Raw genomic sequence first — 25,884 nt, forward strand, 5'->3', positions numbered from 1 at the left:
TCACTGAGATACATCATAACTACAGGAGGTTAAAACGATGTTACCTATTTTAAAACTCTACGGGATTGCTTTTGTTGTATTTTTTGTTGTGGATTTAATTTGGCTTGGTTTGGTTGCGAAAGACTTATATCAAAAAGAAATTGGGTCTTTACTTAAACCAGATGTGAATTGGGCAGCTGCCATCATCTTCTATTTATTATTCATTCTAGGCTTAGTGATTTTCGTCATCAATCCAGCGGTTGAAAGTGGTTCTCTCGCAAAAGCGATGATGCTTGGCGTGTTCTTTGGCTTAGTGACTTACGCTACTTACGACTTAACCAACCTCGCTACTATGAGAGATTTTACTTTAAAAATCACCCTCATCGATTTGACTTGGGGTACAACTTTAGGCTTCTTAACATCAACTTTGACTTATCTCATCAACGACTGGTTATTCTAGAGGTAGTTTATGACATATCAAATTACGAATGAACACATTTATAAATCCTTCATTTTGGGGGCCAAATACGTTATTAGAGAAAAGGATCAATTGAACGCTATTAATGTATTTCCGGTAGCGGATGGCGATACCGGTAGTAATCTCGCCTCTTTAATGAAAAGTATTCTATTAAAATCTAAGATGGGTGCGAATTTGCATGAAACGCTCACATCCATATCAAACGCAGCGCTATTTGGGGCGAGAGGCAACTCCGGTATCATTTTCGCTGAGTATATTCACGGATTCACATCGAGTGTTCAACAAGACCCACTCACGTTATCAGAATTTGTCAATTCCATGAAGGTGGCGACAAAGAAAGCTTACGCATCGATTGAAAAACCCGTTGAAGGTACCATGATCACTTTGATGCGTCGTTTTTCAGAGGTGTTGGATGCGTTAAATAAAGGTTCTAGAGATGTATTATCTGTTTTACAAAAAGCCGTTGAATCCTTGAAAGATGAGCTCCCAAAGACCAAAGAACAACTTCAAGTATTGAAAGATTCTGATGTCGTTGATGCTGGTGCAAAAGGTTATTTACACTTCATTACTGGTTTCACCAATGCATTTTTAGGTGAGGATATCGATATTGAATCCAATGATTTGCCAGAAGCACACATCCATGTGGATTCGTTTAGCCCCGATCAAACCCGTTATTGTACAGAGGTCTTGATTGAAGGAAAAGGTATGAATCTTGATCAAGTGAGAACTGTCCTACACCCATTGGGTGATTCGATGGTCGTTGCAGGACATGAATCCTTGATTCGTGTACATATTCATACCAATACGCCTGAAAAAGTATTTGAACTGATTGAACCGGTGGGTACCATTGTCGATCAAAAAGTCGATGATATGAAACGTCAATTTGAAGTCGCTAATCATAAGAAATATAAAGTCGCTTTGGTTACAGATTCCATCGCCGACTTGCCTGTTTCTTATGTAGAAGACAATCAAATCCACGTCTTTAGCATCGCTGTGACCATCAATGAAGTGACCCATTTCGATAAATTAACGATTAAAAATGAACGTTTCTATCAAATGATGGATACGTTAAAAACCTATCCTAAATCGGCTGCACCTAATCCAAAATCGATTGAGAATTTGTATTCCTTCTTAACCACCTACTATGATGAGATTTTAGTCATTACTGTGTCTTCTAAGATGAGTGCAACCTACAACGCATTCCTACAAGCTAAGGCTTTATTCTCTGATAAGAAAATCACTGTTGTGGATTCCATCCAAAACAGTGCGGCGGAAGGTTTATTGGTCTACGAAGCGAGTGAACAAATCAAACAAGGTAAATCCTTGGATGAAGTGGTCTCTTATATTGAGTCCTTAAAGAAGAAAACCAAAATACTGGTCTCTGTTAAAACCCTCAAATACATGGTTCGTTCAGGACGTGTGAAGAAGGTTGTGGGTATCGCTGGTAAGATTATGAATCTAAAACCTGTCATTTCTATCGATGACGAAGGCAATGGCATCATCTTCGATAAAGCCTTTAGTCAAAAAATGAGCGACAAAAAAATCTTCAATCACATCGCTTCAATCGTTAAAGATTACGGCATCAAATCGTATAGTTTAGTGCACGTTAACGCACCAGAAAGAGCACAATATTACGCAAATAAACTGGAAGCCATCACAGGCATCAAACCACTCTATACATCCGATATATCCACCATCATCGCCATGAACTCTGGGATCGGTACTGTAGCGGTTGCGTATATCAGAAAGGATTAATCTATGTTATTCTTACATGTATTTCTCGCTTTATTTGTTTTCTTCGTCATCTTCTTCATCATCGCTCAAGTCAAAAAGAACAATGGTTTAGCCGATGTCGCTTGGGGATTGGGGTTTGTTGTGGTCGCGATTACTGCATTAGTTAGTGCCGGGACTTACACCATCCCACAACTCGCAGTCACTGGTTTGGTCCTATTATGGGGCTTTAGATTATTCTTCTACTTAGGCATTAGAAACTGGTCTAAACCTGAAGATTTCCGTTACGTAGATATGAAACGTCGTTGGAAAACAAACCTCAAACTCAAAGCCTTCTTCTATGTGTTTATGTTACAAATGAGTTTCTTGTTTGTGATTGCATTACCAATCATGGTAGTGAACCTTAACGGTAATGATACCTTATCTGTATTACAATGGGTTGTATTGGTACTGGGTGTGGTTTTATGGTTCATTGGTTTTTACTTTGAAGCCGTTGGTGACCATCAACTTAAAGTGTTTAAATCCAATCCTGACAATAAGGGTAAGATCCTCATGACTGGGGTTTGGAAATATACCAGACATCCAAATTACTTCGGTGAAGCCCTCATGTGGTGGGCTGTTTGGGTGGTTGCATTATCGAGTGGTAATGTCTGGGTATGGGCAGCTATTGTAGGTCCAGCATTCATCAATTACTTGTTGGTATATGTATCTGGTGTCCCTCTTCTAGAAAAGAAATATAAGAACAATGAAGCGTATCAAGCCTACGCTAAAGTCACTTCAATATTCATTCCGTTACCAAAGAAAAAAGCACGATAAATTTTCGTGCTTTTTTTTAGGATTTTGTTTGATTTTCTTTGATGGCGAAATACGTTCCCAAAGCCATCAGTAGAAATGCGATAACGAATTGCCAAGATAACGATTCACGTAGCAACAAGAACGAAAATAATGCACCTGCAAACGGGGCCGTCGCGTAATACGCACTTGTTCTTAGTGCACCTAAGTGTCGTTGCGCACTGATATAGAAGAATAAACTCATGCCGTAAGACACAAATCCTAATAATAGCGCCAGAACGAGATAAATCCAATTGCCACCAAATTCATTTAAGGCAATTGCAATTAACAAAGCACCTAAACCAGAACCCAATCCTTTAAGGATTACCACATAGAGTGGATCGTGGTGTGACAACATACGTGTACAGTTGTTTTCTAAACCCCAAGAAAAGCTAGCTGCTAATACAAGTAGCGCTCCGAGTGATACATGAAAACCAGAAAAGTCTTCAAATGATAACAGGAAACCCGATGCAATGATGATAGAGATTGCAATCCACATCTTCTTTCCGATATGTTCCTTAAAGAAAATCATCGCAATCAATCCGGTAAAGATAATTTCAAAATTGTTTAGTAGCGCTGCCGTTGAAGCGTTTGTGGTCAATAATCCAAACATCAATAATATAGGTGCAAGGATGTCTAAGAGAATCATCAAAATGATATACTGAATATCTTTAGAATGGAAACTTCGAATGATTTCTTTGGGTTTGGTTTTACGACCTAAGACCAAAATAAACATACCAAGACCAGCACCAAAATATAGCATGGACGACAGTGTATATGGTGATATTTTATTTAAAAGAAGTTTGGATAAAGGCGCACTCAAGCCGTAAAACAATGCTGCAACTATGGCGTAAGATATAGCGATTTGAATGATGGTTTTCTTTTTCATGGATGAATGTTCCCGTTTTTATACTATAAGTACCTTTAAAGAAATAGGCATAATAGACTTACTTTTTGGTTTCTTTCAAACCAAGTCTTTCAATGTCTTTTTCAACACCAATGGTTGCTTTTTTACGGCCCATTGTTTTTTTCTTTCGAACAAATACAAACCAAGTTAATCCACCGATGATGAACGCATATATGGCGAAAGCGAGGATTACCCAACGTGTACTATCAATCTCAACGCGGGTAGAAATCGATACATTGTTGAATGGCTCCTCAGGCAGTTCTCCGTTGGTTTCATAATATTCAACCACTTGATCCATGACTGTAAATCGTTCATTGGTGAAGTTTACAGGAATTGAAATATAGGGTTCATCCATACCTTCAAGATACATATCAATTTGAGTGATGGGTAAAATCATCTCTCCATTTTTAAATTGAGAACGGTCGATGAATTGGACAGCTGTGTCTGGATTCATCGCTGAATAAATGGGAAAATCCAAAAGCTGAAATCCAAGATATTCTTGTTGTTGATTGTTTGAACCAACCACTTTAATGGAATAATATTCACCCCATTTAGGGCCTTCGATTTTTTCCATCAAGAAGAAGATCCCGTCGCGGAAGACATATTCATCTGAGGTCACGGATGTGGATACCAATACCACTTCATACACCATGACATGTAATGTATGGTCTTCAGTTTCAACGATGCCATCATATAATCTGTCAGCATTAAAATATTTAAATGGTACGAAGAAGTTGATGTCGTCATTGGCTAAAGCTTCGGTTGCAGCTTCTCTGATGACATCTTTTCTAACCGCTGAATCTGTAAAGTTATAGGTTAATAAAAGACCAATAGCGGCGAGAAAGGCGAAAATCATTCGATTGACATATTTAATCAGCATACCTTACCCCCATACCCCTAAATGATTTTGTTTTGCATAAACTTCTGCATTGGCCATCCATACAGCCAGTGGAATGCCATTGAATATCAATGATTGTGTATCATCTGAATAATTGTTTTGACTGTACCCATATAAAACCAGCTCATAGTTGAGTAGTTTGCCATCATACCATACCAAACCCAATTGTCTTTCATAAGAATCGACACGTCCTGATCTAGGGTCATGTTGGATGTAAATGGTTGTTGCGTATCTCAATTTGTTATAAACATAGCTCTTTGCTTGGGTTGCGACAACACCTGAACCCATTTCAGGGGTATCGATACCGATGAAACGTAGTCTTTGTTCACCCAAGAATCCTGGTGTAAAGTATGCAGTATCACCGTCGTAGTTACTTTCAAAGGATACTTGAATCATTCCACCCGGTGTTTCAAACGGTATACTTGCATAACTCAAATCCCAAGTGAAGGTGGTTGGATATGACACTGGGTGTGTGCCAAGCGGTTCAATATAGTCTTTCGCATACGTATCCCATTCATTTCTGACAAAGTTGCTAGTTGGTTGAGTGACTGCTGTATTTCTAATCAATGTGATGTTATTAAAAATATCTAACGCCCATCCTATAGTACCTAGACTATCGACGACTTCATCGTTATAAAACATCAAGGTAACAATATCATTACCATTAAAATTAAGCTTATCCGTAGTTAAATCGGCTTTAGAAAGGATTTCTGCACTCGAACCTGTATGACTAATGACATAAGTGCTCGAAGGGTTTAAAACGCCATTTAACGTGATGGTTTCAGATACAGTCTCAGAGCCATCATAAAATAATCCGATTTTATACTTGGATAAGTCAACTGGTTCACTGGAAATATTGTATAGTTCGATGGCTTTATTGGATGTTGCACCTTCGATGTATTTAGAAATGATGAGGTCCCTCTCAACCACGACAAAGTTTTTCGCAACAAATATTACTACAGTTGTATTGTCATCAAGTTTTTGTCCAGTATATTTAGGTTCTAAGTATTTAACGAATTGTCCTTCAGGTACACTGTTGGTTTCGTATTCACGATATTCGATATACAATTTCATGTTTGTGAAATACCCTGAAATATCGTCTTTATGTACACCTGTTAGATTAGGTAATATATTCGCGTGAATTGCGAAAGTAATGACAACCGAAGTGCCTCTTTCGACTTCATCGCCAATATTAAAATCACCTTTATATTCGATGAAACGATTTCTCGTTTTTGTATTATCAATAACATCTTCAAATGTATAGGTGATGTCTAGTGGTTCTAAGGCCTCAATCACCTGTTCTTTATTGAGACCAGTGAGGTCTGGGAGTGTGACTTTCGTCGATTCTGGAGGGGTGCATCCAACGATTAATAAGGATAACCAAAGGATGGACAAGATTGATATGATTTTCTTCATAGAGAATTCTCCTCTTTTTTAGCATAATCATTATATCATATAATGGTTTTTAATCTATCTCTGTGTGAGGAAAACGAAAAAAAGGACGAGCCCCGAGGTTCGTCCTTCTTGTTTTGTAATTTAATTAAGCTGGTTGACCCATTGTGTGGGATCCAAGATATGTGAATGTATCTACTGGATAAACCATCCATTCAGCTGGATTCCAAGTAGTTGTTGGTCCCATAACGGTCCCTACTCTAACGACAGTATTGTCAGCTGTTGCTGTTGCATCATCACCAATGGTCCAAGATGTACCTGGGTCATTACCGATTACGCCGAATACGTCGATGATAACATCATTTTTAACCAATACTACAGCATCATCACCATTAAAGAATGTTACTGTTGATGTGAAATCACCTACAGATGAAATGCCTGCTACTGCGCCTGAGTTATAAACAACAACGACATCACCATGAGCCAATGTACCACTTAGTGTGATTGTATTTGTTGTAGACGCTGTGGTTGCACCATTAGAATATAAATCTAAACGGTAAGCACTTAGATCAACTGCTGCACCAGTACCATTGTAAATTTCAATCGCTTTATTGTTGGATGATCCTTCAATATATTCAGAAATGAATAGGTCAGTTGCATATTGTTGAGGTTCAGAGTTAGTACCTAAAGTGACTTCAAATGTAACTACTTTAGTTGCTGCATTAAGGGATAGTGTAGCTGTTAAAGTAACAACGACTTGTCCACTTACTGGCATAACAACTGCGCCTGTAGCTGGGTCGATCAATGCATTGTCTGAAGATGTCCATACGATTGCAGCGCCATTAGCACCTGTTGCAGGTAATGTGATGGTTGTTGCTGTTGTATGAGCTGCTGCAACCACTAGAGCTGCTGCGTCTGCATCGACTAAATCTTGGTCAGATAATCCAACAACGATGTTGAATTCTCTTGTTTCAGTCACTGTACCTAATGTTACGGTAGCAGTTAATTTAACTGTAACTTGACCAGAAACTGGTAATGTAACCACGCCTGCTTCGGAGATGACTGCTGCATTGTCGGTTGCCCAAGTGATTGCAGAACCATTAGCACCTGTTGCAGGTAATGTTAATGTTTGGTTAGACTTAACTTCTGCTGGAAGCATTAGAGCTACTTTATCGCCAGCGACTTTAGTTGCGTCTGTTAATGCAACTTCAGTGACGATTGTAGAGTCTGTGAAGTAGAAGTAAGGGTTGTTATTCCAAGCCAATACGTTTGTAACGGAGACTTCTTTACCAACGGTTAAGGATGCCAATAATGCTGCTTGTGCAGTAGACAATGCAACGCGGGAATCCCACTTCATGTCAATTCTCTTACCAGTGGCTACTTGTTCAAGAACAACAACGACGTTACCGTAGGATTGTGCAGGTAATGCAACAACCTTAAGTTGTGTTAATGTAACGAGTCTGCCTTGGTATGGAAGCATGTCAGTTGCGTTCAATGCGACAGCGTCAGCGTTGACTGCAGTGACAGTACCTGTGGTATTTAAAGCTTTAATTTCGGATGGAGCCATTTGTCTCATACCGCTGAATACAGCTCTTGTACCGATGACTTCAACGTCTTTACCAACGTTGGCTTTTAATGTTGCTAATAAAGTTGCGTTTGATGTGTAAATCGCGATACCTGCATCACCTTGTTGGATGAAGTAAGTTCTATAGTATTCAGATGCTGTGACAGTACCTTGAACACGATATACAGTTGAGTTAACATCTGCTGCAACCACTTGTGCTACGGTTGAAAGTGGGATTTGACCAACTTTAACCACGTAGTTTTGAACTTTAGAAGCTTCACCCTTAGTGATGGTAGCTGTTAAAGTAACTGCGGTTTGAGAACCTTCAACTGGTGTAACCACACCGGTAGTAGGGTTGATTAAAGCATTATCTGAGGAGGTCCAAACGATGGTTGTACCGAGTAGATCTGTAGGTAATGTTAATGTTGCTGCAGTTTCTTGAATTGCTGGCAATGCTGCGCCGGCTTGAATAGCTGCTGCGTCAACAGATTCTTGATCAGTCATTGGTAAGATTTCGATATCTTCAGTAACACCTGTGAAGATGAATGTGAAGATGGTTCTGTCTGTTCTATAAGAATATAGGAAGACATTCATTCTAACTTTTAGACCGTCTAATCCACGTAATGCGTCGATGTTAGACTTGTAGTAAACCATCAATGCATCTGGTGTGAATGGTGAGTTTGCTGCGGAGTTGATACCTGAACCAGCATAATCAAAGTCAACAACGAATACGTCATAGTTACCAGTACCTTGAACTCTTACTTTACCTTCTAATTGTAGGTATGCGTAAGGGAACGGTGCTGTTTGTGTAAATGTTTGAGGTAATGTTGCGATGTATTGTGTAATTGTGCCAGGTAATGTTTGTGCAGTTAGAACACTTGCTGCTTCTGTAGATGCCTTAAGGATGGTTGGCATTTCGGCACTCTTAGTACCATTGAATTGCCATGAACCAAAGTAGTAGTCTACGAAACCAGTGATGTCATAAACGTCGCCAACTTTGATGCTTGCAGCTGGTGTACCACCAGTGTAAACATATAATAAGCTTGCGCCATCATAAATCATATAACCGTCGCCAGAGACACCAACAACAGTAACGCCTAATACTTTCGCATAAGTGTCCACTGGTGTTTCTAATGCTCTATTTACGATGGATAGATCAAGTGCTGCTTGTAAGGATGCCACTTCAGTAAATGGTGCGAATGATAATACGACAACTTCGAATTCTTTGGTATCAGAAACAGTACCCTTAGTTAAGGTTGCTGTTAAGATAACAGTGACATTTTCTGGTTGACGAGTAACAACACCTGCATTGCTGATGACTTCTGGGTTATTAGATGACCAAGTAACGGTAACACCGTCAGAACCTACAGTGGTAGGTAATACTAAGTCAGCTGCAACACCATTGCCGATACCAGCAAGTAGTAATGCATCTTTAGCTTCTGCGACTGCGATATTGTTAGGTTTAACATTGATTGCAGGGACAGTGATGATGAATTCTCTTGTAGCGTCACCAACGGATGCAACAAGGATAACAGTTTGGTCAGATTGACCCCACGCTGGACGTACAACTTTACCTGCAGTGTTGATAACTGATGGGTTTGGTGATGTCCAAACGATGTCTAATTTCATTGATCTTGTAGGTAAGAACAAATCACTAGTGGTGGTGTATCTGCCTGTAGTTTCGTTGTAAACCAATGAGCTACTGAAAATTTGAAGTGCGGCTAGCGCTTCTTCTGGTGTTGCGGCTGCTTCTGCAGCTTTAACTGTAATTTGGAACACTTTAGTTTCAGTAACTTCACGTAATGTTAACGTTGCAGTTACAGTAACTACGGTATCCGCGTTTGGTCTTACAACACTACCATCATTTGAAATGACAGCTGCATTGCTTGATACCCATGAAATGGTAATTTCACCAAGTGCTGTAGGGAATGTAATATCTCTTGTAACACTCGATGCTGTATCGCCTTGTCCATAGACTAAAGCCACTTGATCTAATGCTGCTTCAACAGCCTCTTTGTCTGGGTTTGCTGCAGGTGTTTCGCAGGCAACCAAGCCAAGAATTGCTACTAGCGTTAGAACTAGAGCGACGATACCTTTTGTGAAACTGAATCTTTTGGTACTCATTTTCGACTTTCTTCCTCCATTTTTTAATTATTAAATTCTATACTGCCCATCCCTGGTAACATGAGTTGATAACCGGAGTTAAACTGTGTTACTGGGGCTGTAACCGAGAATTGTGCGCCAACACTGAACGTGTAGCTTGGAACGACTTTCGCCGTGTAATCATCGACGCGAATATTGATGGTATTGTTATTGGAATCTCTCGCTACCACGGTATAAGCATCGGTGGTTAAACCGGATTGAGACAATTGAATCTGTGTCACTGTTAAGTCTTCGATTCTAACCACTCTACCCACATACTGTGAAACTTGGTTCGCAGCGATGGTACTGATGGTGACTGGGTTGTCTGTGCTTAACAAAATCATATTATCAATCGTATAGTTGGATAACTGTTTGGATTGGAAATACACAGCAGGGACTAACCCTTGAATCGTGACTTCATAACCAATTTGTAATTCATTGGTCATGTTGTAGCCTGCATACATATAGATACCACGGTTGTTTTGTTCAATATATATGCTGTTACCTACTTTTGAAGTGATGACACCTGTGATGGTCACTTTTTTCGCTATATAATCGTTGAAATTATCTAACAGTGCGCCAATTTCTATTGGTGTACCACCGGTCGAGTAGTCAAAATCTGGGTCAACCTCACCATAGATGCGTCTGCCTGTGAGTTGGGTTTCGGCTTGTGCAGTGACGAATATGGATCCATATTGTGTCGATGCAACAGCACTAGTCCAAGCATAGGCTTCTTCAACCAATTCGAGGTTTAACAATCTTGTCTTACCGTCTTTGATGTACCAAACCCAAGCTAAATAACGTTCGTTACCATCGGTTCTGACGCCTTCGGCTTGAAGAATGATGGTTTCTGCGTTATCTAAGGTTTCTCTCACAAAGTTGGCAGCTTTGATGCCCCATGGTTCATATTTTGAGGTCGCTTCAGGTGCATCAATACCTAAGTATCGAACGGTGAATCTTTCACCTGTCACGGAATCTCTAAAGTTGGTGGTGTCCGCGTCGGTATGGGTGGTAATGGTAACTACCCCGATACCATCATTGATAAACGACTTACCTGCATAAGATACAGCGAGCTGTAAATTATCGGTATTGTTCGTATCAAATGGCGGAACAACGACATTGATCGTACGAGTCACGGTTGTGGATAAACCACTGTTCATCGCTTGATATGTCACGTAATAAACCCCTATTTGATAGAAGTTCACTTCGGATAACGTATTTTGATTGCTATCCTTAATTTCTAATACATAGAAGAAATTGCCAAACGGTATATCGTTGCCTTGGAAGTCGGTTGCTGTCACACCCGCATAAATATCAAATGTGGGTGGGTTACCTTGTACTGACACATAAACCGAAGCCTCATCTGCACCGTTAATGGTTGGTGCAGATGGGACTGGAATTGCGATTTCAATACGGATACTGACAGTGGTTTCGACTTTATCGCCTACGTTATAGCCGACGTATCTAATAAAGGTTCCCGCTGCTACTGTGCTACTTTGAACCTCTCTAAATTGTACTGTAATGCCAACTTCTTCAAATATTGCTTCAATTTGAGATTGTGTCTTGCCCGTTAAATCCGTAAGGGTATAACGTGTATCTTCAATCACTGGTGGATTTTCAACACACCCAACCAATGAAAATGCAAATACGGCAAGCAGCAATAAGAAGAATGCCTTTTTCAAATTATTGTCCGCCTAGATTTGCCTCAGTATAGGCATCTTGTAATGCAGCGGCAATATTACCGTCCCCAAGCATGATTCTTTCAAGGGCTAGACCGACTTGAGTTCTTGCTCTAGAAGATCCGATGAATGCAGGGTCATAGTACATATTGTTTCTTTGTAGGTATGCTGCATTGGCTGCCATTGAAATGTATAGTTGGTTTGCTGTTGGGTTGGTTAAGAATGTTTGATAAGTGGTGGATTCATAAGCACTGGTTCTCACTGGTAGATAACCGGTTTCCATTGCCCAGTCAGTGGTGTTTTCAAGGCTGATTAGGTGCTTTAAGAATAACCATGAAGCGAGTTGTTGTTGTTCAGTACCAGTCTTCATTAAGGAAATATTTGTACCTTGTTGGATAACGGCTTTCGCATTAGGTTTGTCAGCGTTGTAAGGGACTGGTGCTACACCAATTTGGAACACTGGTTGACCTGTTGTAGGGTCAGATGAAGGCACGTTGTAACGTACACCTGCAGATGAACCGATGGTCACGAATGTTTGTTGGTTAACGAATGGGGTAGATGCATATTGTTGATCCCAAAATTCCGGTAATGTGATCACAGCTTTGTTATCCTTTAAGAATTGCATAGCTGCCGTTGTATTCGTGTTATTTACCCATAAGTATTCGCCTTTGAATGTCGAATAGTTCAGTGCGGTATAACCACCTTCAAATTGTCTTGTGAAAGTGATGAACGCATTACCTGTGGAGTCATAAGATGCAGGGATGATTAATGCTTTAGCGGCTTCGATGAGCGGTGCTAATGCCATTTCAGTCATACCAGGGTTAGCTGCTCTGACTTTCGCTTCTGCAATCGCGTCACCATATGCTTTTAAAGCTGGTGCAGCAGCGATGATGTCTTGCCATGTTTGTGGTACTGGTAAAGACAATGCATCAAATGCAGTCTTGTTATAAATCATGACTTCAGTGGATTTGTTGAATGGTAATGAATAGTAAGTGCCGTTTGCGTCGTATTGGCTGTTTTCATCTAAGTAAGATTGAATGATGTCATCCAATGCGTCAGCACCATTGAGTCCCCAAGTGGTGGATTCAATGTAAGGGTTCAAGTTCAATACCGCTTTACCATTGAGGTATTCAGCGACATGGTCAGGATAAGCTTGAACAAGGTTTGGCATCGCGTTTGCTGTAATCGCGTTGATCATGTTGGTCTTTAAGGTATCATAGTTACCTACACCAGCAGGGATCACAACAGTGACGTTAGGGTATTTTTCTTTGAAGGATGCTGCATACTTTTCAAGCAATGCTTGGTTGGATGCACCCATTGCATGCCAAATGGTAATTTCAATTGGGTCTGTGGTTAATTGGAAAGGAATATCAGAAACTGCAACAGTTACAGTGATGGAAGCGGATGCTCTAACACCAGCTTGGTTGGTAACTCTAACGGTTAATGTATATTGTCCTGGGGTATCCAATAACAATGTACCGGTAACTTGAATAGACGCTGTGATGTTGCCATCGACAGGGTCAATTGCAGTAACACCAGCGATTGGGTTAAAGTCACCAGAACCAATGTAGTAGGTTTGTTGAGCTTTAATACCGTTAAGTACTGGTGGTTGCGCTTGAGTCGTACCTTCAACGGTTAAGTTGATGGTAACAACAGCTTCGTTGCCTGCAGAGTCGGTAACTTTTAAGGTAATCACGTATGTACCAGCATAATTTAAATCATCCTGGTCAAAACCGCTTACCACGATTTGACTTGTTAAATTGCCATCTTCACGGTCGTCAGCAGTGACGCCATCTAATGGGTTGTAAGTGCCACCTTGTTGTACAACTGGGTTCAGTTGTGCGCCAGAGATGGTTGGTGCTTGGTCTCTTTGCTTAGCACATGCCGTTAGCATCACTACAGCGAATAGAACAATTAAAAGCGACGTAATTCTCTTCATTTGTGTCCTCCTAATGAATTTTATGATTAGCAACCGCTCGGTTGTAAATCCCAAAACGTGTAAATCCTATCCTTTGGTTCCACTTCTACCCACACCGCGGATGATGTATTTCTTAAGCGAGAAGAAAATAATCAATAGTGGTACGGTAACGAGGGCTGTTGCAGCCAATTGGACGTTGTAAACCGGTCTAGCATCTGAACCCGAACCGACGACGAAGCTGGTGCTACGAAGTGCGACGGAAATCAGCCAGTTCTTTTCACTTGGTGCGACGAGTTGAGGCCAGATATAGGCATCCCAAGCACCGATGGCAGAAAGAATGGTAATGGTGGTGATGGTTGGTCTTGCGATTGGAATCATGACTCTGGTTAAGTACTTGAAGTCGCCACAACCATCGACTTGAGCGGCACGGTAAAGCGAATCAGGGATTTGCTTGAACGATTGTCTCAAGAAGAAAATATAGAATACAGATGTCATGAATGGGAAAATGAGCGCCAAGAAGGAGTCATACCATCCAAGGTTTCTAACAGTGATGTAGTTGGTAATGGTGTAAAGTTCACCTGGAATCATCATGGTCATTAACAAGATGGAGAAGATGAATTCTCTACCTTTAAAGTCTAAGCGTGAGAACGCGAAGGCTGCCAAGATGGTGGTGGTGACTGTACCGACCATTGAGATTAAACCAACGGTCACGGTATTACCAAGGTAACGCCAGAAACTAAATCTGGTGAAAGCTACTTTGAAGTTGACCCATTGCATTTCATCCAAGCCAATGAAGAATCTTGGGTTGAGACGGGTGGTTAATTCCACGTTGGTCTTCAATGCGGTTAAGATCATCCAGTAGAATGGGATAAAGATGAAGATGGCGATGAAGGTTAAGAAGGTGTACATCGCTACCAACCCTAAGGTTTTCACGATGAGATCGTTGCGGCCTACACGTTCAAGGTCTTGTTGAGACAATGAACCTTTTCTCGCAACTTCTGCTTCAATCTTCATTGCTTTGGCTTTTTCTTTACCAAACTTACTGATGTTGCTCTTATATTGGGTACGGCGTTCAAAATACGCTTTGGTGCTATCCACTAAACTCACAAAGAACTTACCAATCGCTTTAAAGCCTTCGATAAAGCCTTTGCCTAAATTGTAATCTTGAATGATTAACATCATCTTGTTCGCTGTGATAAAACGAATCACTGCGGACGCGATGTTCCCTGTGAAAAACGCCATAAATGCATACAAGATTTGTGAGCGATAATCCCATGGGTCCATTTCAATGGTTTCTTTGTCAACCACACGTTTAACGTGTTTCACAGCGGTTGGAACGAATACCAATAAGTATCCAACCAATAACGAAATCATGACGTTGAGTTGTGCAGATGTTACTTCAATACCAATGAAATTGTAAGTGGTATTGACCACGTCGGTAATGACTTCAGGTTCAACTAAAACCCAGAAGAAATACCCTAATAATGATAAGTAGATAATTGCATATGCAATATCGATTAACGTAGCGATCAGGTCTAGACGCTTAATTTCTTTCGTAATTCTTTTCATGATTAAGCCTCCTAGTAATGGACTCTACGTTTACCAACTTCAAGTTGGAGTAGCGTGAATACCAAGATGATGCCAAATAAGATGATCGCAGCGGCAGACGCGTAGGACATGAGTCCGTCTTGTGATGCCAATCCGATGTAATCGTAAATGTAGAATACGATGGTCTTTAAGTTGATGGTCCCATTCGCACCGGTGGTGATTAACCCAGTACGGTCAATAATCGCAACGACACTTGAATAGGTCTTGAATGCCCCAATAACGGAAGTAATCAAGATGTAGAATATCATCGGCGATATCATTGGAACGGTAATTCGGTAGAAGGATTTACTTCTAGAAGCACCATCGATTTGTGCGGCTTGATAGTATTGTTTATCGATGCCTTGGATACCTGCTAAGAAGACGATGATCTTAAATGCTAGTCCGTTCCATACAGAGTAGATCAAGATAACGCTCATCGCAGACCAATAGGTCGCACCGACCCCAATCCAAACAATCGGTTGTAAACCTACCCAAGTCAATACTTGGTTGGCTAACCCGAGGTTGGTTAAGTCGTTAGAGTTCCCTTTAAACATAAAGGCGAATACTAACCCAATCGCGATGGAGTTGGTAACATACGGTAAGAAGAAAATCGATTGATAGAAGCCTTTCAATGGTTTAATCGCATTGAGCGCAACCGCAATCATCAATCCGACAAAAATCGTGACTGGGACAGAAATCAATACAATCATACTGGTATTGAAAATGGCTCTACCGAAGTTTGCATGTCTAAGGACCGTTAAGTAATTGCCAAATAAGATATACCCTTCAAAATCCCCTCTTTGGATGTTATATCCGGTATAGAAGGAAATCAAGAATGAGTTAAAAATTGGGTAAAAGGTGAAAATCATTAATAATGTTAGTGCTGGGATCAAGTAGAAAATCGCTTTTAACCAAGCTGGCCATCTCACAATGAATTCTAGACCAAATTTCGATAGGAAATTGTCTATAATCACTGCCATATGGTGCAATTTACTTCTGAAGACCCAGATCATTTCTTTTAATCTTGAGTCTTGCTTGTTCATAGAACCACACTACCACTTTCTAAATCGAATAAGTGAATCTTGCCTGGCTTAACCATTAAATTGATGGTTTCAGTGGTGGTCACTGTATCGGATTCTAACAATGCTCTCATAGCCACACCACCAAGATTGAAACGAATCATGGTATCTCTACCAATACGTTCGATGGTATCTGTGGAAACTTCAAAGCCACGTGGGTCAACTTTAAAGTCTTCAGGACGAATACCGACCGCATAAATGCCATCTTTAGCTTGGGTTTGACCAACGACGATGTCTTCTCCAATGATGATATTGCCCTTTTCAACACGACCTTCAAAAGTGTTGATTGGTGGGTTTCCTAAGAATTTTGCAACAAACAAGTTGTCTGGATGGTTATACATGTCTTGTGGTGCAGCCATTTGTTGCATCACACCGTAGTTCAAGACAACCATTTGGTCAGAGATGGACATCGCTTCTTCTTGGTCATGGGTGACGAAGACAGTGGTGATGCCGGTTTCTCTTTGAATACGTTTGATTTCTTCTCTGGTTTGTAGACGTAATCTCGCATCTAAGTTCGATAGTGGTTCGTCTAGCAACAAGACTCTTGGCTTCTTAACCAAGGCTCTCGCAATCGCGACACGTTGTTGTTGACCACCAGATAGTTGAGATGGTTTTTTGTCTAATTGGTCTTTAATACCAACCAAATCAGCCATTTCTTCCACCAATACGAGCGCTTGTTTGTGGCTCACATTGAGGTTTTCTAATGGGAACATGATGTTTTGTCTAACCGTCATGTGTGGGTATAGTGCATAGTTTTGGAAAACCAAACCGATACCTCTTTTTTCTGGTGCTAATTTAGTGACGTCATCTTCACCAAAGAAAATCTTACCACCGGATGGTTTGTGAAGTCCTGCAATCATAAATAGCGTTGTGGACTTACCACAACCAGATGGGCCTAACAATCCTACCAGTTTACCTGATGGGACTGTGATGGTTAATTCGTCTACTGCTCTGGTTTCTTTACCGGTTTTGTCGGTAAATACCTTCGTTAAACCTTCTAATCTAATCTCCATATTTTTTCCTAACTCCTTATATCGATTGTTATGGTCGTCTTGTTCAAAAATAAAAGCACTCCATGGTTTACCCAAAAAGTACTCAATTTAAAATATGATAAAAAAATAGCGTAGTGATGTTATTGGTTGTATTAGTCGTCGTTGTCAATACTTGCATCTCTACTCACCTCGCCACTATGTATTATATTATAATAATACACTCTTTTCAATCCGTCGTCAAAAAACATTCATTTTATTTACAAAGATTTTGCACATCGGAATCGAAAGCGCTTTCTAGCGTGTTTATATTTTAATATAAGAATATTGGATTGTCAACGATATTATGAAATTACTAAGGGATTTCGTAGAAAACTGTCTAGAAAAACAAAAACACCCCACAAGGGGGTGTATTAGATGTGGGTTGTAACTTGAGATGGGTTATTTCGCATTTTTGTATAAAACACCAACGCGAGGATTAACGCGACAACGGCTGTCGTTGTGTTGGAGATGAACATGGTCATCCCAATCGACTCAAAACCGATGGTGGTAAAGGTCTGAAATGCCCATAAAACAGGTATTCTAAACACGAACAATCGAATGATGTTCATCGCCATTGAAATACGGGTATGGCGGAACCCATAAAACATCGATAACGTGATGGCGATGATCGCGCCAGTAAGCTTAGAAAAGACCTCCCATCTAAATAATCGAAATACCATGTGGATGAATTCAGGGGTGGTATCTTTATTAACGATGAGTGGGACAATTTGATTGAACAATAAGAAAGCGTAAGATACAGTTAAAACACCTACGGTTACACCATAAAACAAGGCGATTGGATATACCTTTTTCGCACGTTCTGATTGGTTATTACCCATGTTTTGTGAAACCACGGTTGGGACAGCTTCTTCCCATACAGAAGCGAGAGTTGCGCCACCGCCACCAATCTTTTGAGCGATTGAGAAAGCGGATAAAACAACCGTACCATAGACCGCTGCCATGGCATTGATGATGACTCTACCTGTAGAGAAAATGAATCTACCGAGAAATATCGGTAGCGACAACATCAAAATGGGTTTCACGTTTTGCCACTGTAATTTGGTCTCACTAAAAGTGATTCTAAAGATGTTATTTTTGTTGAATAAAATCATGAAAGCGAACAAGGTTAAGAATGCTTGGGCGATCATGGTTGCGATACTGATCCAAACGATACCCAAGCCCAGGCCATAGACGAAAATGACCGATAAAATCAATTTAATCGTCATGATGATGATGTTGAGTCTAAGTATCTTTTGGGTATTACCTTTGGCCTTTTCTAAACCGATAAAAACACTGTTGATGGTGATAAACCCTGTCGTGATGATTTGGACAATAAAATAGCCCAATCCATTATCAATGATGTCCTTTGGGGTTTGTAATAACTCTAAGAAGGGCTTAGCTGTAGGAACCAAAATCAATATAATCATTAAGCTGACATAAACGGCTAAAAAGAACACCGTAGAGGCATTCTTTTTGGCTTCTTCTAGACGATTAGCGCCGATATGTCTGGCAACGATGACAGCACCACCTGAGGCGATACCAGCACCGAATGCCGTAATCATGGTTTGGATTTCAGATAAGATGGCCACTGAGGCAATTTGGGTATTCCCAATGTAGGCGACAATGATCATATCGATGAATCCGTATAGATGATTGAATAGACTATAAATAGCGAGTGGGGCAGTTATATATAAAATTACCTTCCACAGTTTTTCTTCTAATATAAATTTTCTAATTTCAAGTTCTCTTGAAGGGTTTTTATTCACTGTAAACTACCGATTAAAATTCTGCGTTTCTAGGGGTTCTTGGAAAAGGAATGACATCGCGGATGTTTTCAACACCGGATAGATACATCAATAAGCGTTCAAAGCCCATACCAAAGCCAGCATGGACACAGCCACCAAAGCGTCTTAAGTCTAAATACCATTCTAAGTCTGCTTTAGGGATATGTAATTCTTCCATACGTCTTTCAAGATAATCCAAGCGTTCTTCTCTTTGAGAACCGCCAATCAATTCACCACTGCCTGGAACCAATAGGTCTACAGCTGCAACAGTCTTTTGATCGTCATTAAGTCTCATATAAAAGGCTTTGATTTCTTTTGGCCAGTTGGTAACAAACACAGGGGCTTTAAAGTGTTCTTCAGTTAGGAATTTTTCGTGTTCGGTTGCTAAATCCTTACCAAATTCTGGTTTATTTTCGAATTTGCGCTTGGAATCCTTTAAGATTTGAATCGCGTCATGGTGTGTGACACGATGGAATCGAGAATTTACCAATGTTTCAAGCTTGTTTCTCAATCCTTTTTCAACGAATTGATCAAAGAAGTCAATTTCATCTGGTAATTGTTTTAACACATCAGAAACGATGTATTTAACCATATCTTCAGCAATTTGCATGTCGCCTTCAAGGTCAGTAAATGCCATTTCTGGTTCAATCATCCAGAATTCGGATGCGTGTTTTTGAGTATTGGAGTTTTCCGCTCTAAAGGTAGGACCAAAGGTATATACATTTCTGAACGCTAAAGCATACGCTTCCGCTTCTAATTGTCCTGTGACGGTTAAATTGGTCTTTTTCGCGAAGAAATCTTTTTTGTAATCGACTTTACCAAATTCATCTTTAGGGATGTTTTCTAGTGGTAATGTGGTAACTGCGAACATTTCCCCTGCGCCTTCACCATCATTTCCGGTGATGAGTGGGGCGTGGAAATACACAAAGCCTCTTTCTTGGAAGAATTTGTGGATTGAAAACGCTGCGACACTTCTCAATCTAAATACCGCATTGAACAAATTGGTTCTCGGTCTTAAATGAGCCACTTCTCTTAAGAATTCTCTGGTGTGTCTCTTTGGTTGAATTGGGTAGTTTTCAGGTGAATCCCCTAAAAGCACCACTTTGGTCGCTTTGATTTCAAACGGTTGTTTCATTTCAGGGGTTAAAACGAAGATCCCTTCAATTTCTACTGAACTACCTACTCTGATTTTTTGAATGTCTTCGAAATTGCTTAATGACGCCTCATAAACCACTTGAAGGGTTGCTAAAGTGGTGCCATCATTGATGGATAAAAATCCAAATTCCTTTTGGGCTCGATTGGTTCTAACCCAAGCAGATAGTTGGACGGTTTGGTTTTGTAGTTGTGTTTGTTCTAAATAGAGAGATTTAATTGTTCTCATGATTCTTCACTCTTTCTATGGTTTCCTCATAAATCGCTTTAAGCTTCTGACCGATGAGTTTTAAGTCTTTTTGTGATACATTTTGATACGCAGCTTCGGTCATGGCTGACATATCTTTTTTCAATATTTGTTGGATTTTGGTTGCGAACTCAAGGTTGCTTGAACCCTTTAAAAGCTCTTTACCATGGGTAAAATCTGCATAAACTGGAATATCTCTAACGATGATTGGCAGTCTTGAAGCCATCGCTTCTAACACCACAATACCTTCGGTTTCTTCATAACTAGGGAACAACAAGCAGTTGGCACTGGAAAATGCGCCTTTGATGATATCACCAGCAATATACCCTGGCATAATCATATTATCTGGTTTATCTTCGATTGCGTTCTTAATCACTTTGGTCTGCATCGCTTTATTTAAAGTACCAAACCATATGAATTTGATGTCAGGCATCATTCTCGCCACTTCAATGAAGTCGTGAAGGCCTTTTCGTTCAAATAATAGCCCTACACCGATGACCACTTTGTCTTTATCTGACAAATTTAAATGTTTTCTGAATGCGTCAATCTTTTTAGGATCTCTTTCGTACTCTTTCAAATCAATACCATTGCTTAAGACTTTGATTGGACATTTGATATATCCATAGCTTTCTAACAATGCTTTCGAGTAATTGGATGGCGTAATAATGACATCCGCATTCGAATACATGTTTTTAAGTTTCGCATAGAACCAATGTTTAATGTATTTCGAGAAGTTAAACGAATTCAAGAAATCTTCTTTGGTGGAATGTGCGTGGACAACCACGGGAATACCTTTTCTTTTCGCATGTTTTAAGAAACTAAAAGATTCTTCAAATACCGTATTAAAATGGACGATATCAAATGGATGTGCCTTGTCTGAGGTAACATCTACACCGTTCATTTCTAAAGCTCTAAATTGTTGACGAAATGCACGACCAATGCCAGAGACTTTCAGCATATTTTGCATTTCTTTGTATAGTAATACTCTCATGTGTTCACATCCTAAATTAGATTATATCAAAGGCGGTAGAAAAAAACGAGAGACTACTCGTTTTCTTCGTGTGTTTCTATCAATTCTATGTCATCTGTACTGTTTATGGATTCACCGTTGGAGATTTTTTTGAATTGTTTGGTGATTTTGTCAGAACTGATGTTCACTTCTTTAGCGGTTTTTGAAACCGTATCTAAGTTTTTAAGCAGTCGATCCCAACGTTCTTTATAGCGATCAAAATCGCTGGATAACTTGATGAGGTGTTCTTGAATTTCTTTTGCATACTTGTTTCTTTCGATGTCTCTCAAAACCACTTGAACAATGGTTAGGATAGACATGAGAGTGGTTGGAGATGCCATCCACACATTTTTTTGTTGGCCGTATAACCATAAATCATCTTGTCTTGAGGTGATTTCAGCAAATATCGCTTCTGCAGGAATGAACATAACTGCTTGAGTCGCTGTTACGTTGGGAATTATGTATTTTAAGGCGATAGAATCAATGTGTTTTTTGACATCGCCTACAAATAGTTTATCGGCTTCACTGCGCTCTAGCTCAGATAAATTTTTATCCATCATTTTCCGATAATTTTCTAGTGGGAACTTTGAATCAATACATAGATCACCCATTGGATCAGGTGCATGTAATATCGCATCTACTAGTGTATTATTGTCTAGCTTTTTTTGAAGCTCATAAATGCTTGGTTTATTTTCACCAAAGACCGCAACAAAGAGCTGTTTGAGCTGTACTTCACCAAATGTCCCACGTGTTTTCTTGTCATTTAAGACATCATTTAACGAAACGACATCGGTAGATAGCTTTTCAATTTGTTTTTGAGCTGCGTCAATTTTTGACAATCTTTCGACGACATCATTGAAAGTCTTATTGGTTTGTTCAAATCCAGCCCCTAGTTTCTCATCAACCCGACGATTCATTCTATCCAATTGTTCGTCGAGGGTTTTAGATAACTTATCTGAAAATAGGGTCAAATCCTCGCTGGATTTTCTTTGTTGATCTGCAAACGTGTTGGATACATATAATTTGAGATCGCCATTCTTTTCGATGAACCTTTCTAATAACAATCGGTTATCTTGACTGATTTGGTCGAGTTTCGGTATGACTGCAGTGGTTTTGGGTTGTGAAAGCTGAATGATGATAAAAGCGGCTAACATCATTAAGGTTAGTCCGCTTATGATTATCAAAATCCAAATGAGTTGTTCAACAGTCATTATTTAAAGAACTCGTAAGTGTACTTCGGTTGATAGATTTGTCCATCGCCAGCCGCAAGTGTGCCTTTGACATAGACATATAAACTATAAATCGCAATTACAAGAACCAATACAAACAATGCGATACCAAATAACATACCTACCACTGGAATAACCATAAGAATCGCAGCTGGGACGGAAACAATCGCACTTAAAATGTACATTGAAAGTGAGAAGTTGGCCATTTGTCTAAATCCTTCTGATAACCATGGTTCTTTTTTGTTGTCTTCTCTAAAGTAGTAAGTGAAGATGATGGCGATGACCATCGCTGTGACTGGAATAAATATTTGTCCAAGCCAACCTAACATGAGTAAAGTTTTAAAATCCATACCCCAAATCTTTTTGTTTTCCATTTTATATCTCCTATCCTATATAGTAAACGTGTTTAACGTTATTCTTAGTAGTTACATAGTAACTAATATATGTATTTTTTGACAATATTAAATCATTTACGGTAACAGCAATCAAATCTCTATTCAAATTATACTTTTGTTTTCCGTTGACTTGAATGGATTCATAGGCTCTTGAAACCATATCGGTACAATAGTATTTATTACGTGTGAATAAAACAAATAAGAAGTTATATTGAGACTCTCTCTCTGCTTTATCCTCTAAAAAAGCCATTGCTTGATCGATATCATCTTGCGTGACACCTTTTACCCTTAGTCCAATCCATTCATTGCGATACCAATTTCCAAAAGCGAGATACGAAGGATCTGTTTCATTTGTATCACGATAATCAGCATCTAACCAGTAATTGAACACATCACCAACGACATGTGTATTTCTACCGCCATTAATCATGACATCCAGCAGTTTTTCATCTGAGTCAGGAATACCAATGGTTTCATAAATTTTATTATTTGAATCGATAACAGCGGCGTGACCTCCAAAAAAGAACGTCACAAACTCATGAATGCCTGGGTACCCAACTAATGGGGACTGTTGGGTTACGAATATATCGCCTACAGCACCTGGTTTTGTAAAATCATTATTATAAAACGGGCTGCGTATTAATTCGTTCGGATAATATGTTTCACGTGAAACCTTGTAGTACTTAATCGTATCTGTACTGTTGACTTCATCCAACACTCCTCGTTGTACAAATTGATGTATTTCACGTTGTATTGCTATATGTTCTCCGATGGTTTGACCAAATAGAAAGATAAAGAATCCTGCTACGGAAACCAATATAATTTTCATCATTCTCTTCATATTTCTTATTATAGCATAATACTACCAAATCAAGCTTAATTTTTCCTTTAATTCAAATAAAAAAAATAAGGCCGCAGCCTTACTTCTTTCTAGGTTTGATGACGATTTGTCTGTTTTCGCCTTCACCTTCAGATTCCGTATAAACGTCTCTCCATTCAGCCAATTTGGTGTGAATGATGCGTCTTTCATACGAATTCATTGGGTCTAAGCGCACTTCAACTCTCGTGAACGCAACTTCTTTTGCAAGTTTGGTTGCGAGAATTTCAAGTTGTTTCTTACGGTTTTGCTTGTATTGACCAATATCTAATGACACGGTTAACTTTTCGTCCGTATAGTTGTGTAAATATGTCTTGAGTAGTGTTTGAATCGCGTCTAATGTTTTACCATCTCTACCAATTAAAAGTGCATTTTCTTTACTTTGAATTTGGTAATAGATTTCAGTGCCTTCATTGAGGGATCTAAACTCTGTCTTAACATCGATTTCTAGGGTTTGGAATATGTTATCGAGGTATTTCTTACCTTCTAAAGCCAGGTTGATTTCAAGTATTGCTTCATAAAGGGTGGAAGCCCCAATTCCAAGGAAACCTTTGTTTTCTTTAATCGTATTGATCTTGATGTATTGAAGCGGCATCTTAAGCAATTCAACTGCTTTTAATTCTGCTTCTTTAAGGTTTTTTGCTTCAAATTCAACTTTCTTTGTCATAAGTTTAACCTACCAAGTCCTTATTTTTCATTGCTTCGTACTTTTTCTCATTGAGATAACGATTGATGAGATTTTGACCGATTGAATAAATATTACCGACTACCCAATATAGGGCAAGTGAATTACTTTGTAGTGAGATTGAGAACATCATAAAGACCATAAAATATTGCATATACTTCATCATCTTTTGAGTTTGTTCTGCTTGAGATGTTTGTGGGTTGTGTGCTGATGTATTCTTAGAATACGCAGGTTTCTTCATAGCTAAGTAGTTTAATGCAAACATGGTTAAACCAACGATGATCGCTAGAATCCAACCAGCTAAGTCTCCGGATTGACCGTAGATTGCACCGAAATTCCCTGCTTTAGATAAGTCGATACCTAAGAACATACGATTGCTGACACTTTCAGCAAACGATCCAAACACACCGTCTTTTTCAACAATCCAAACACGTTGTACTACTTGATACATAGCCAAGAAGATTGGCATTTGTAGGAATGGCATTAAGCATCCCATGAAATTGATACCATATTTTTTGTATACAGCCATCATTTCCATTTGCATCTTTTGTTGTGATTCTGGATCTTTACGAGTTGCGTATTTCGCTTGAACACGTTGCATTTCTGGTTGTGCTACAGCCATTTTAATACTTAAGTCGTTACTCTTAGCATAAATTGGCCATGCGATGGTACGAACAATGATTGTAGTGATAATGATACCCATAGCGAAACTATTATTGAATAGTGCTCCGAAGAATTGCATGATCCATGCGATTGGAATAACAAGTAACCAATCGAACCATCCACCTTCACTCACCACGATGGGTTGAGTTGGGTCTCCGCTACATCCAGATAGAACCACCAACAAGGTCATTACAACAAAAACAGCTAAGATTTTTTTATAATTTCTCATTCATGTGCTCCGCTTTCTTAAATTTTGATAAATGCTTTAAGATGTTCGCTTCAATTTCTTGAAAGGAAAGGTTGCTTGCATCTTTTTTAACAACAATCACATAATCAAAAGGTGCTAGCCCTTTAGCCTGGTTATGCAGGATCATTCGGATTTGTCGTTTGATTTTGTTTCTTTGTACAGCACCACCATATTTTCTTCCGATAGATATGGCGAATCTGAAATGCGCTAAGGTATTTTCTTTGTAGTATACTACAAAGCTTTTATCTCCTATGCTTTTTTTGTTCTGTATGATCGCATCGATTTCGTTATTTTTCTTGATTCGATATACCTTTTTCATAATAAGGTTTTGTTTTTTAAAATAAAAGGACTACCCAAAAAGTGCGAGATCGCATATTTTA

General features: G+C 39.4%; 21 protein-coding genes. 3 read left to right on the forward strand and 18 right to left on the reverse strand.

The genetic code is table 11. The features are described from left to right. The first annotated feature begins 37 nt into the window (after positions 1 to 37). The 3 genes from N7548_RS01145 to N7548_RS01155 are packed head-to-tail and all read left to right on the forward strand — an operon-like array spanning position 38 to position 3,004. Complete coding sequence (locus tag N7548_RS01145) at positions 38 to 439, forward strand: DUF2177 family protein (RefSeq protein WP_263607545.1); 402 nt, start codon at positions 38 to 40, stop codon at positions 437 to 439. Between the two features lie 9 nt (positions 440 to 448). Continuing rightward, positions 449 to 2,212, forward strand: coding sequence for a DAK2 domain-containing protein (locus N7548_RS01150; protein WP_263607546.1), 1,764 nt, complete (start codon positions 449 to 451; stop codon positions 2,210 to 2,212). A gap of 3 nt (positions 2,213 to 2,215) precedes the next feature. Continuing rightward, positions 2,216 to 3,004 (forward strand): DUF1295 domain-containing protein, encoded by a 789-nt coding sequence (locus N7548_RS01155; protein ID WP_263607548.1) that lies wholly within the window; start codon positions 2,216 to 2,218, stop codon positions 3,002 to 3,004. Positions 3,005 to 3,020: 16 nt separating this feature from the next. On the opposite strand, the gene N7548_RS01160 is transcribed toward N7548_RS01155, so the two are convergent. From N7548_RS01160 to rnpA, 18 genes are all read right to left on the reverse strand, one after another. Continuing rightward, positions 3,021 to 3,908, reverse strand: a complete 888-nt coding sequence (locus N7548_RS01160) for a DMT family transporter (protein WP_263607550.1) — start codon at positions 3,906 to 3,908, stop codon at positions 3,021 to 3,023. A gap of 58 nt (positions 3,909 to 3,966) precedes the next feature. After that, positions 3,967 to 4,806, reverse strand: coding sequence for a hypothetical protein (locus N7548_RS01165; protein ID WP_263607552.1), 840 nt, complete (start codon positions 4,804 to 4,806; stop codon positions 3,967 to 3,969). Positions 4,807 to 4,809: 3 nt separating this feature from the next. Continuing rightward, positions 4,810 to 6,240, reverse strand: coding sequence for a lamin tail domain-containing protein (locus N7548_RS01170; protein WP_263607554.1), 1,431 nt, complete (start codon positions 6,238 to 6,240; stop codon positions 4,810 to 4,812). A gap of 124 nt (positions 6,241 to 6,364) precedes the next feature. Next, positions 6,365 to 9,904, reverse strand: coding sequence for an immunoglobulin-like domain-containing protein (locus N7548_RS01175; RefSeq protein ID WP_263607556.1), 3,540 nt, complete (start codon positions 9,902 to 9,904; stop codon positions 6,365 to 6,367). A gap of 23 nt (positions 9,905 to 9,927) precedes the next feature. Continuing rightward, positions 9,928 to 11,604, reverse strand: a complete 1,677-nt coding sequence (locus tag N7548_RS01180) for a thermonuclease family protein (RefSeq protein ID WP_263607558.1) — start codon at positions 11,602 to 11,604, stop codon at positions 9,928 to 9,930. 1 nt (position 11,605) lies between these two features. Beyond that, positions 11,606 to 13,540 (reverse strand): extracellular solute-binding protein, encoded by a 1,935-nt coding sequence (locus N7548_RS01185; protein WP_263607559.1) that lies wholly within the window; start codon positions 13,538 to 13,540, stop codon positions 11,606 to 11,608. Positions 13,541 to 13,606: 66 nt separating this feature from the next. Further along, a complete protein-coding gene (locus N7548_RS01190) occupies positions 13,607 to 15,088 on the reverse strand; it encodes a carbohydrate ABC transporter permease (RefSeq protein WP_263607562.1) in 1,482 nt (493 codons plus the stop codon). An 11-nt stretch (positions 15,089 to 15,099) separates the two neighbouring features. Next, on the reverse strand, positions 15,100 to 16,149 hold the full coding sequence (locus tag N7548_RS01195; RefSeq protein ID WP_263607563.1) for a carbohydrate ABC transporter permease: 1,050 nt from the start codon (positions 16,147 to 16,149) through the stop codon (positions 15,100 to 15,102). After that, entirely contained in the window at positions 16,146 to 17,198 is a 1,053-nt protein-coding gene (locus N7548_RS01200) for an ABC transporter ATP-binding protein (protein WP_263607565.1), read from the reverse strand. The genes N7548_RS01195 and N7548_RS01200 overlap by 4 nt, the downstream gene beginning before the upstream one ends. 389 nt (positions 17,199 to 17,587) lie before the next feature. Beyond that, positions 17,588 to 18,982 (reverse strand): MATE family efflux transporter, encoded by a 1,395-nt coding sequence (locus N7548_RS01205; protein WP_263607567.1) that lies wholly within the window; start codon positions 18,980 to 18,982, stop codon positions 17,588 to 17,590. 13 nt (positions 18,983 to 18,995) lie between these two features. Beyond that, positions 18,996 to 20,381, reverse strand: coding sequence for an asparagine--tRNA ligase (asnS, locus tag N7548_RS01210; RefSeq protein ID WP_303645777.1), 1,386 nt, complete (start codon positions 20,379 to 20,381; stop codon positions 18,996 to 18,998). Then, entirely contained in the window at positions 20,368 to 21,390 is a 1,023-nt protein-coding gene (gene dgs, locus N7548_RS01215; protein WP_263607569.1) for a processive diacylglycerol alpha-glucosyltransferase, read from the reverse strand. The genes asnS and dgs overlap by 14 nt, the downstream gene beginning before the upstream one ends. A gap of 53 nt (positions 21,391 to 21,443) precedes the next feature. Continuing rightward, positions 21,444 to 22,619, reverse strand: a complete 1,176-nt coding sequence (locus N7548_RS01220; RefSeq protein ID WP_263607570.1) for a DNA recombination protein RmuC — start codon at positions 22,617 to 22,619, stop codon at positions 21,444 to 21,446. Further along, a complete protein-coding gene (locus tag N7548_RS01225; protein ID WP_263607571.1) occupies positions 22,619 to 23,011 on the reverse strand; it encodes a magnetosome magnetite crystal formation protein family in 393 nt (130 codons plus the stop codon). The genes N7548_RS01220 and N7548_RS01225 overlap by 1 nt, the downstream gene beginning before the upstream one ends. Positions 23,012 to 23,021: 10 nt before the next feature. Beyond that, positions 23,022 to 23,747 (reverse strand): hypothetical protein, encoded by a 726-nt coding sequence (locus tag N7548_RS01230; protein ID WP_263607572.1) that lies wholly within the window; start codon positions 23,745 to 23,747, stop codon positions 23,022 to 23,024. A gap of 205 nt (positions 23,748 to 23,952) precedes the next feature. After that, positions 23,953 to 24,576 carry an RNA-binding cell elongation regulator Jag/EloR gene (jag, locus tag N7548_RS01235; RefSeq protein WP_263607573.1) on the reverse strand — a complete coding sequence of 208 codons (624 nt, stop codon included), beginning with the start codon at positions 24,574 to 24,576 and terminating at the stop codon, positions 23,953 to 23,955. Between the two features lie 4 nt (positions 24,577 to 24,580). After that, positions 24,581 to 25,486, reverse strand: coding sequence for a YidC/Oxa1 family membrane protein insertase (locus N7548_RS01240; protein WP_263607574.1), 906 nt, complete (start codon positions 25,484 to 25,486; stop codon positions 24,581 to 24,583). Continuing rightward, complete coding sequence (gene rnpA, locus N7548_RS01245; protein ID WP_263607575.1) at positions 25,473 to 25,823, reverse strand: ribonuclease P protein component; 351 nt, start codon at positions 25,821 to 25,823, stop codon at positions 25,473 to 25,475. Before rnpA ends, N7548_RS01240 begins: the two co-directional genes overlap by 14 nt. Between the last annotated feature and the right edge of the window lie 61 nt (positions 25,824 to 25,884).

This window comes from Paracholeplasma manati (assembly GCF_025742995.1).
GTDB classification, from domain to species: Bacteria; Bacillota_I; Bacilli_A; order Acholeplasmatales; family UBA5453; genus Paracholeplasma; species Paracholeplasma manati.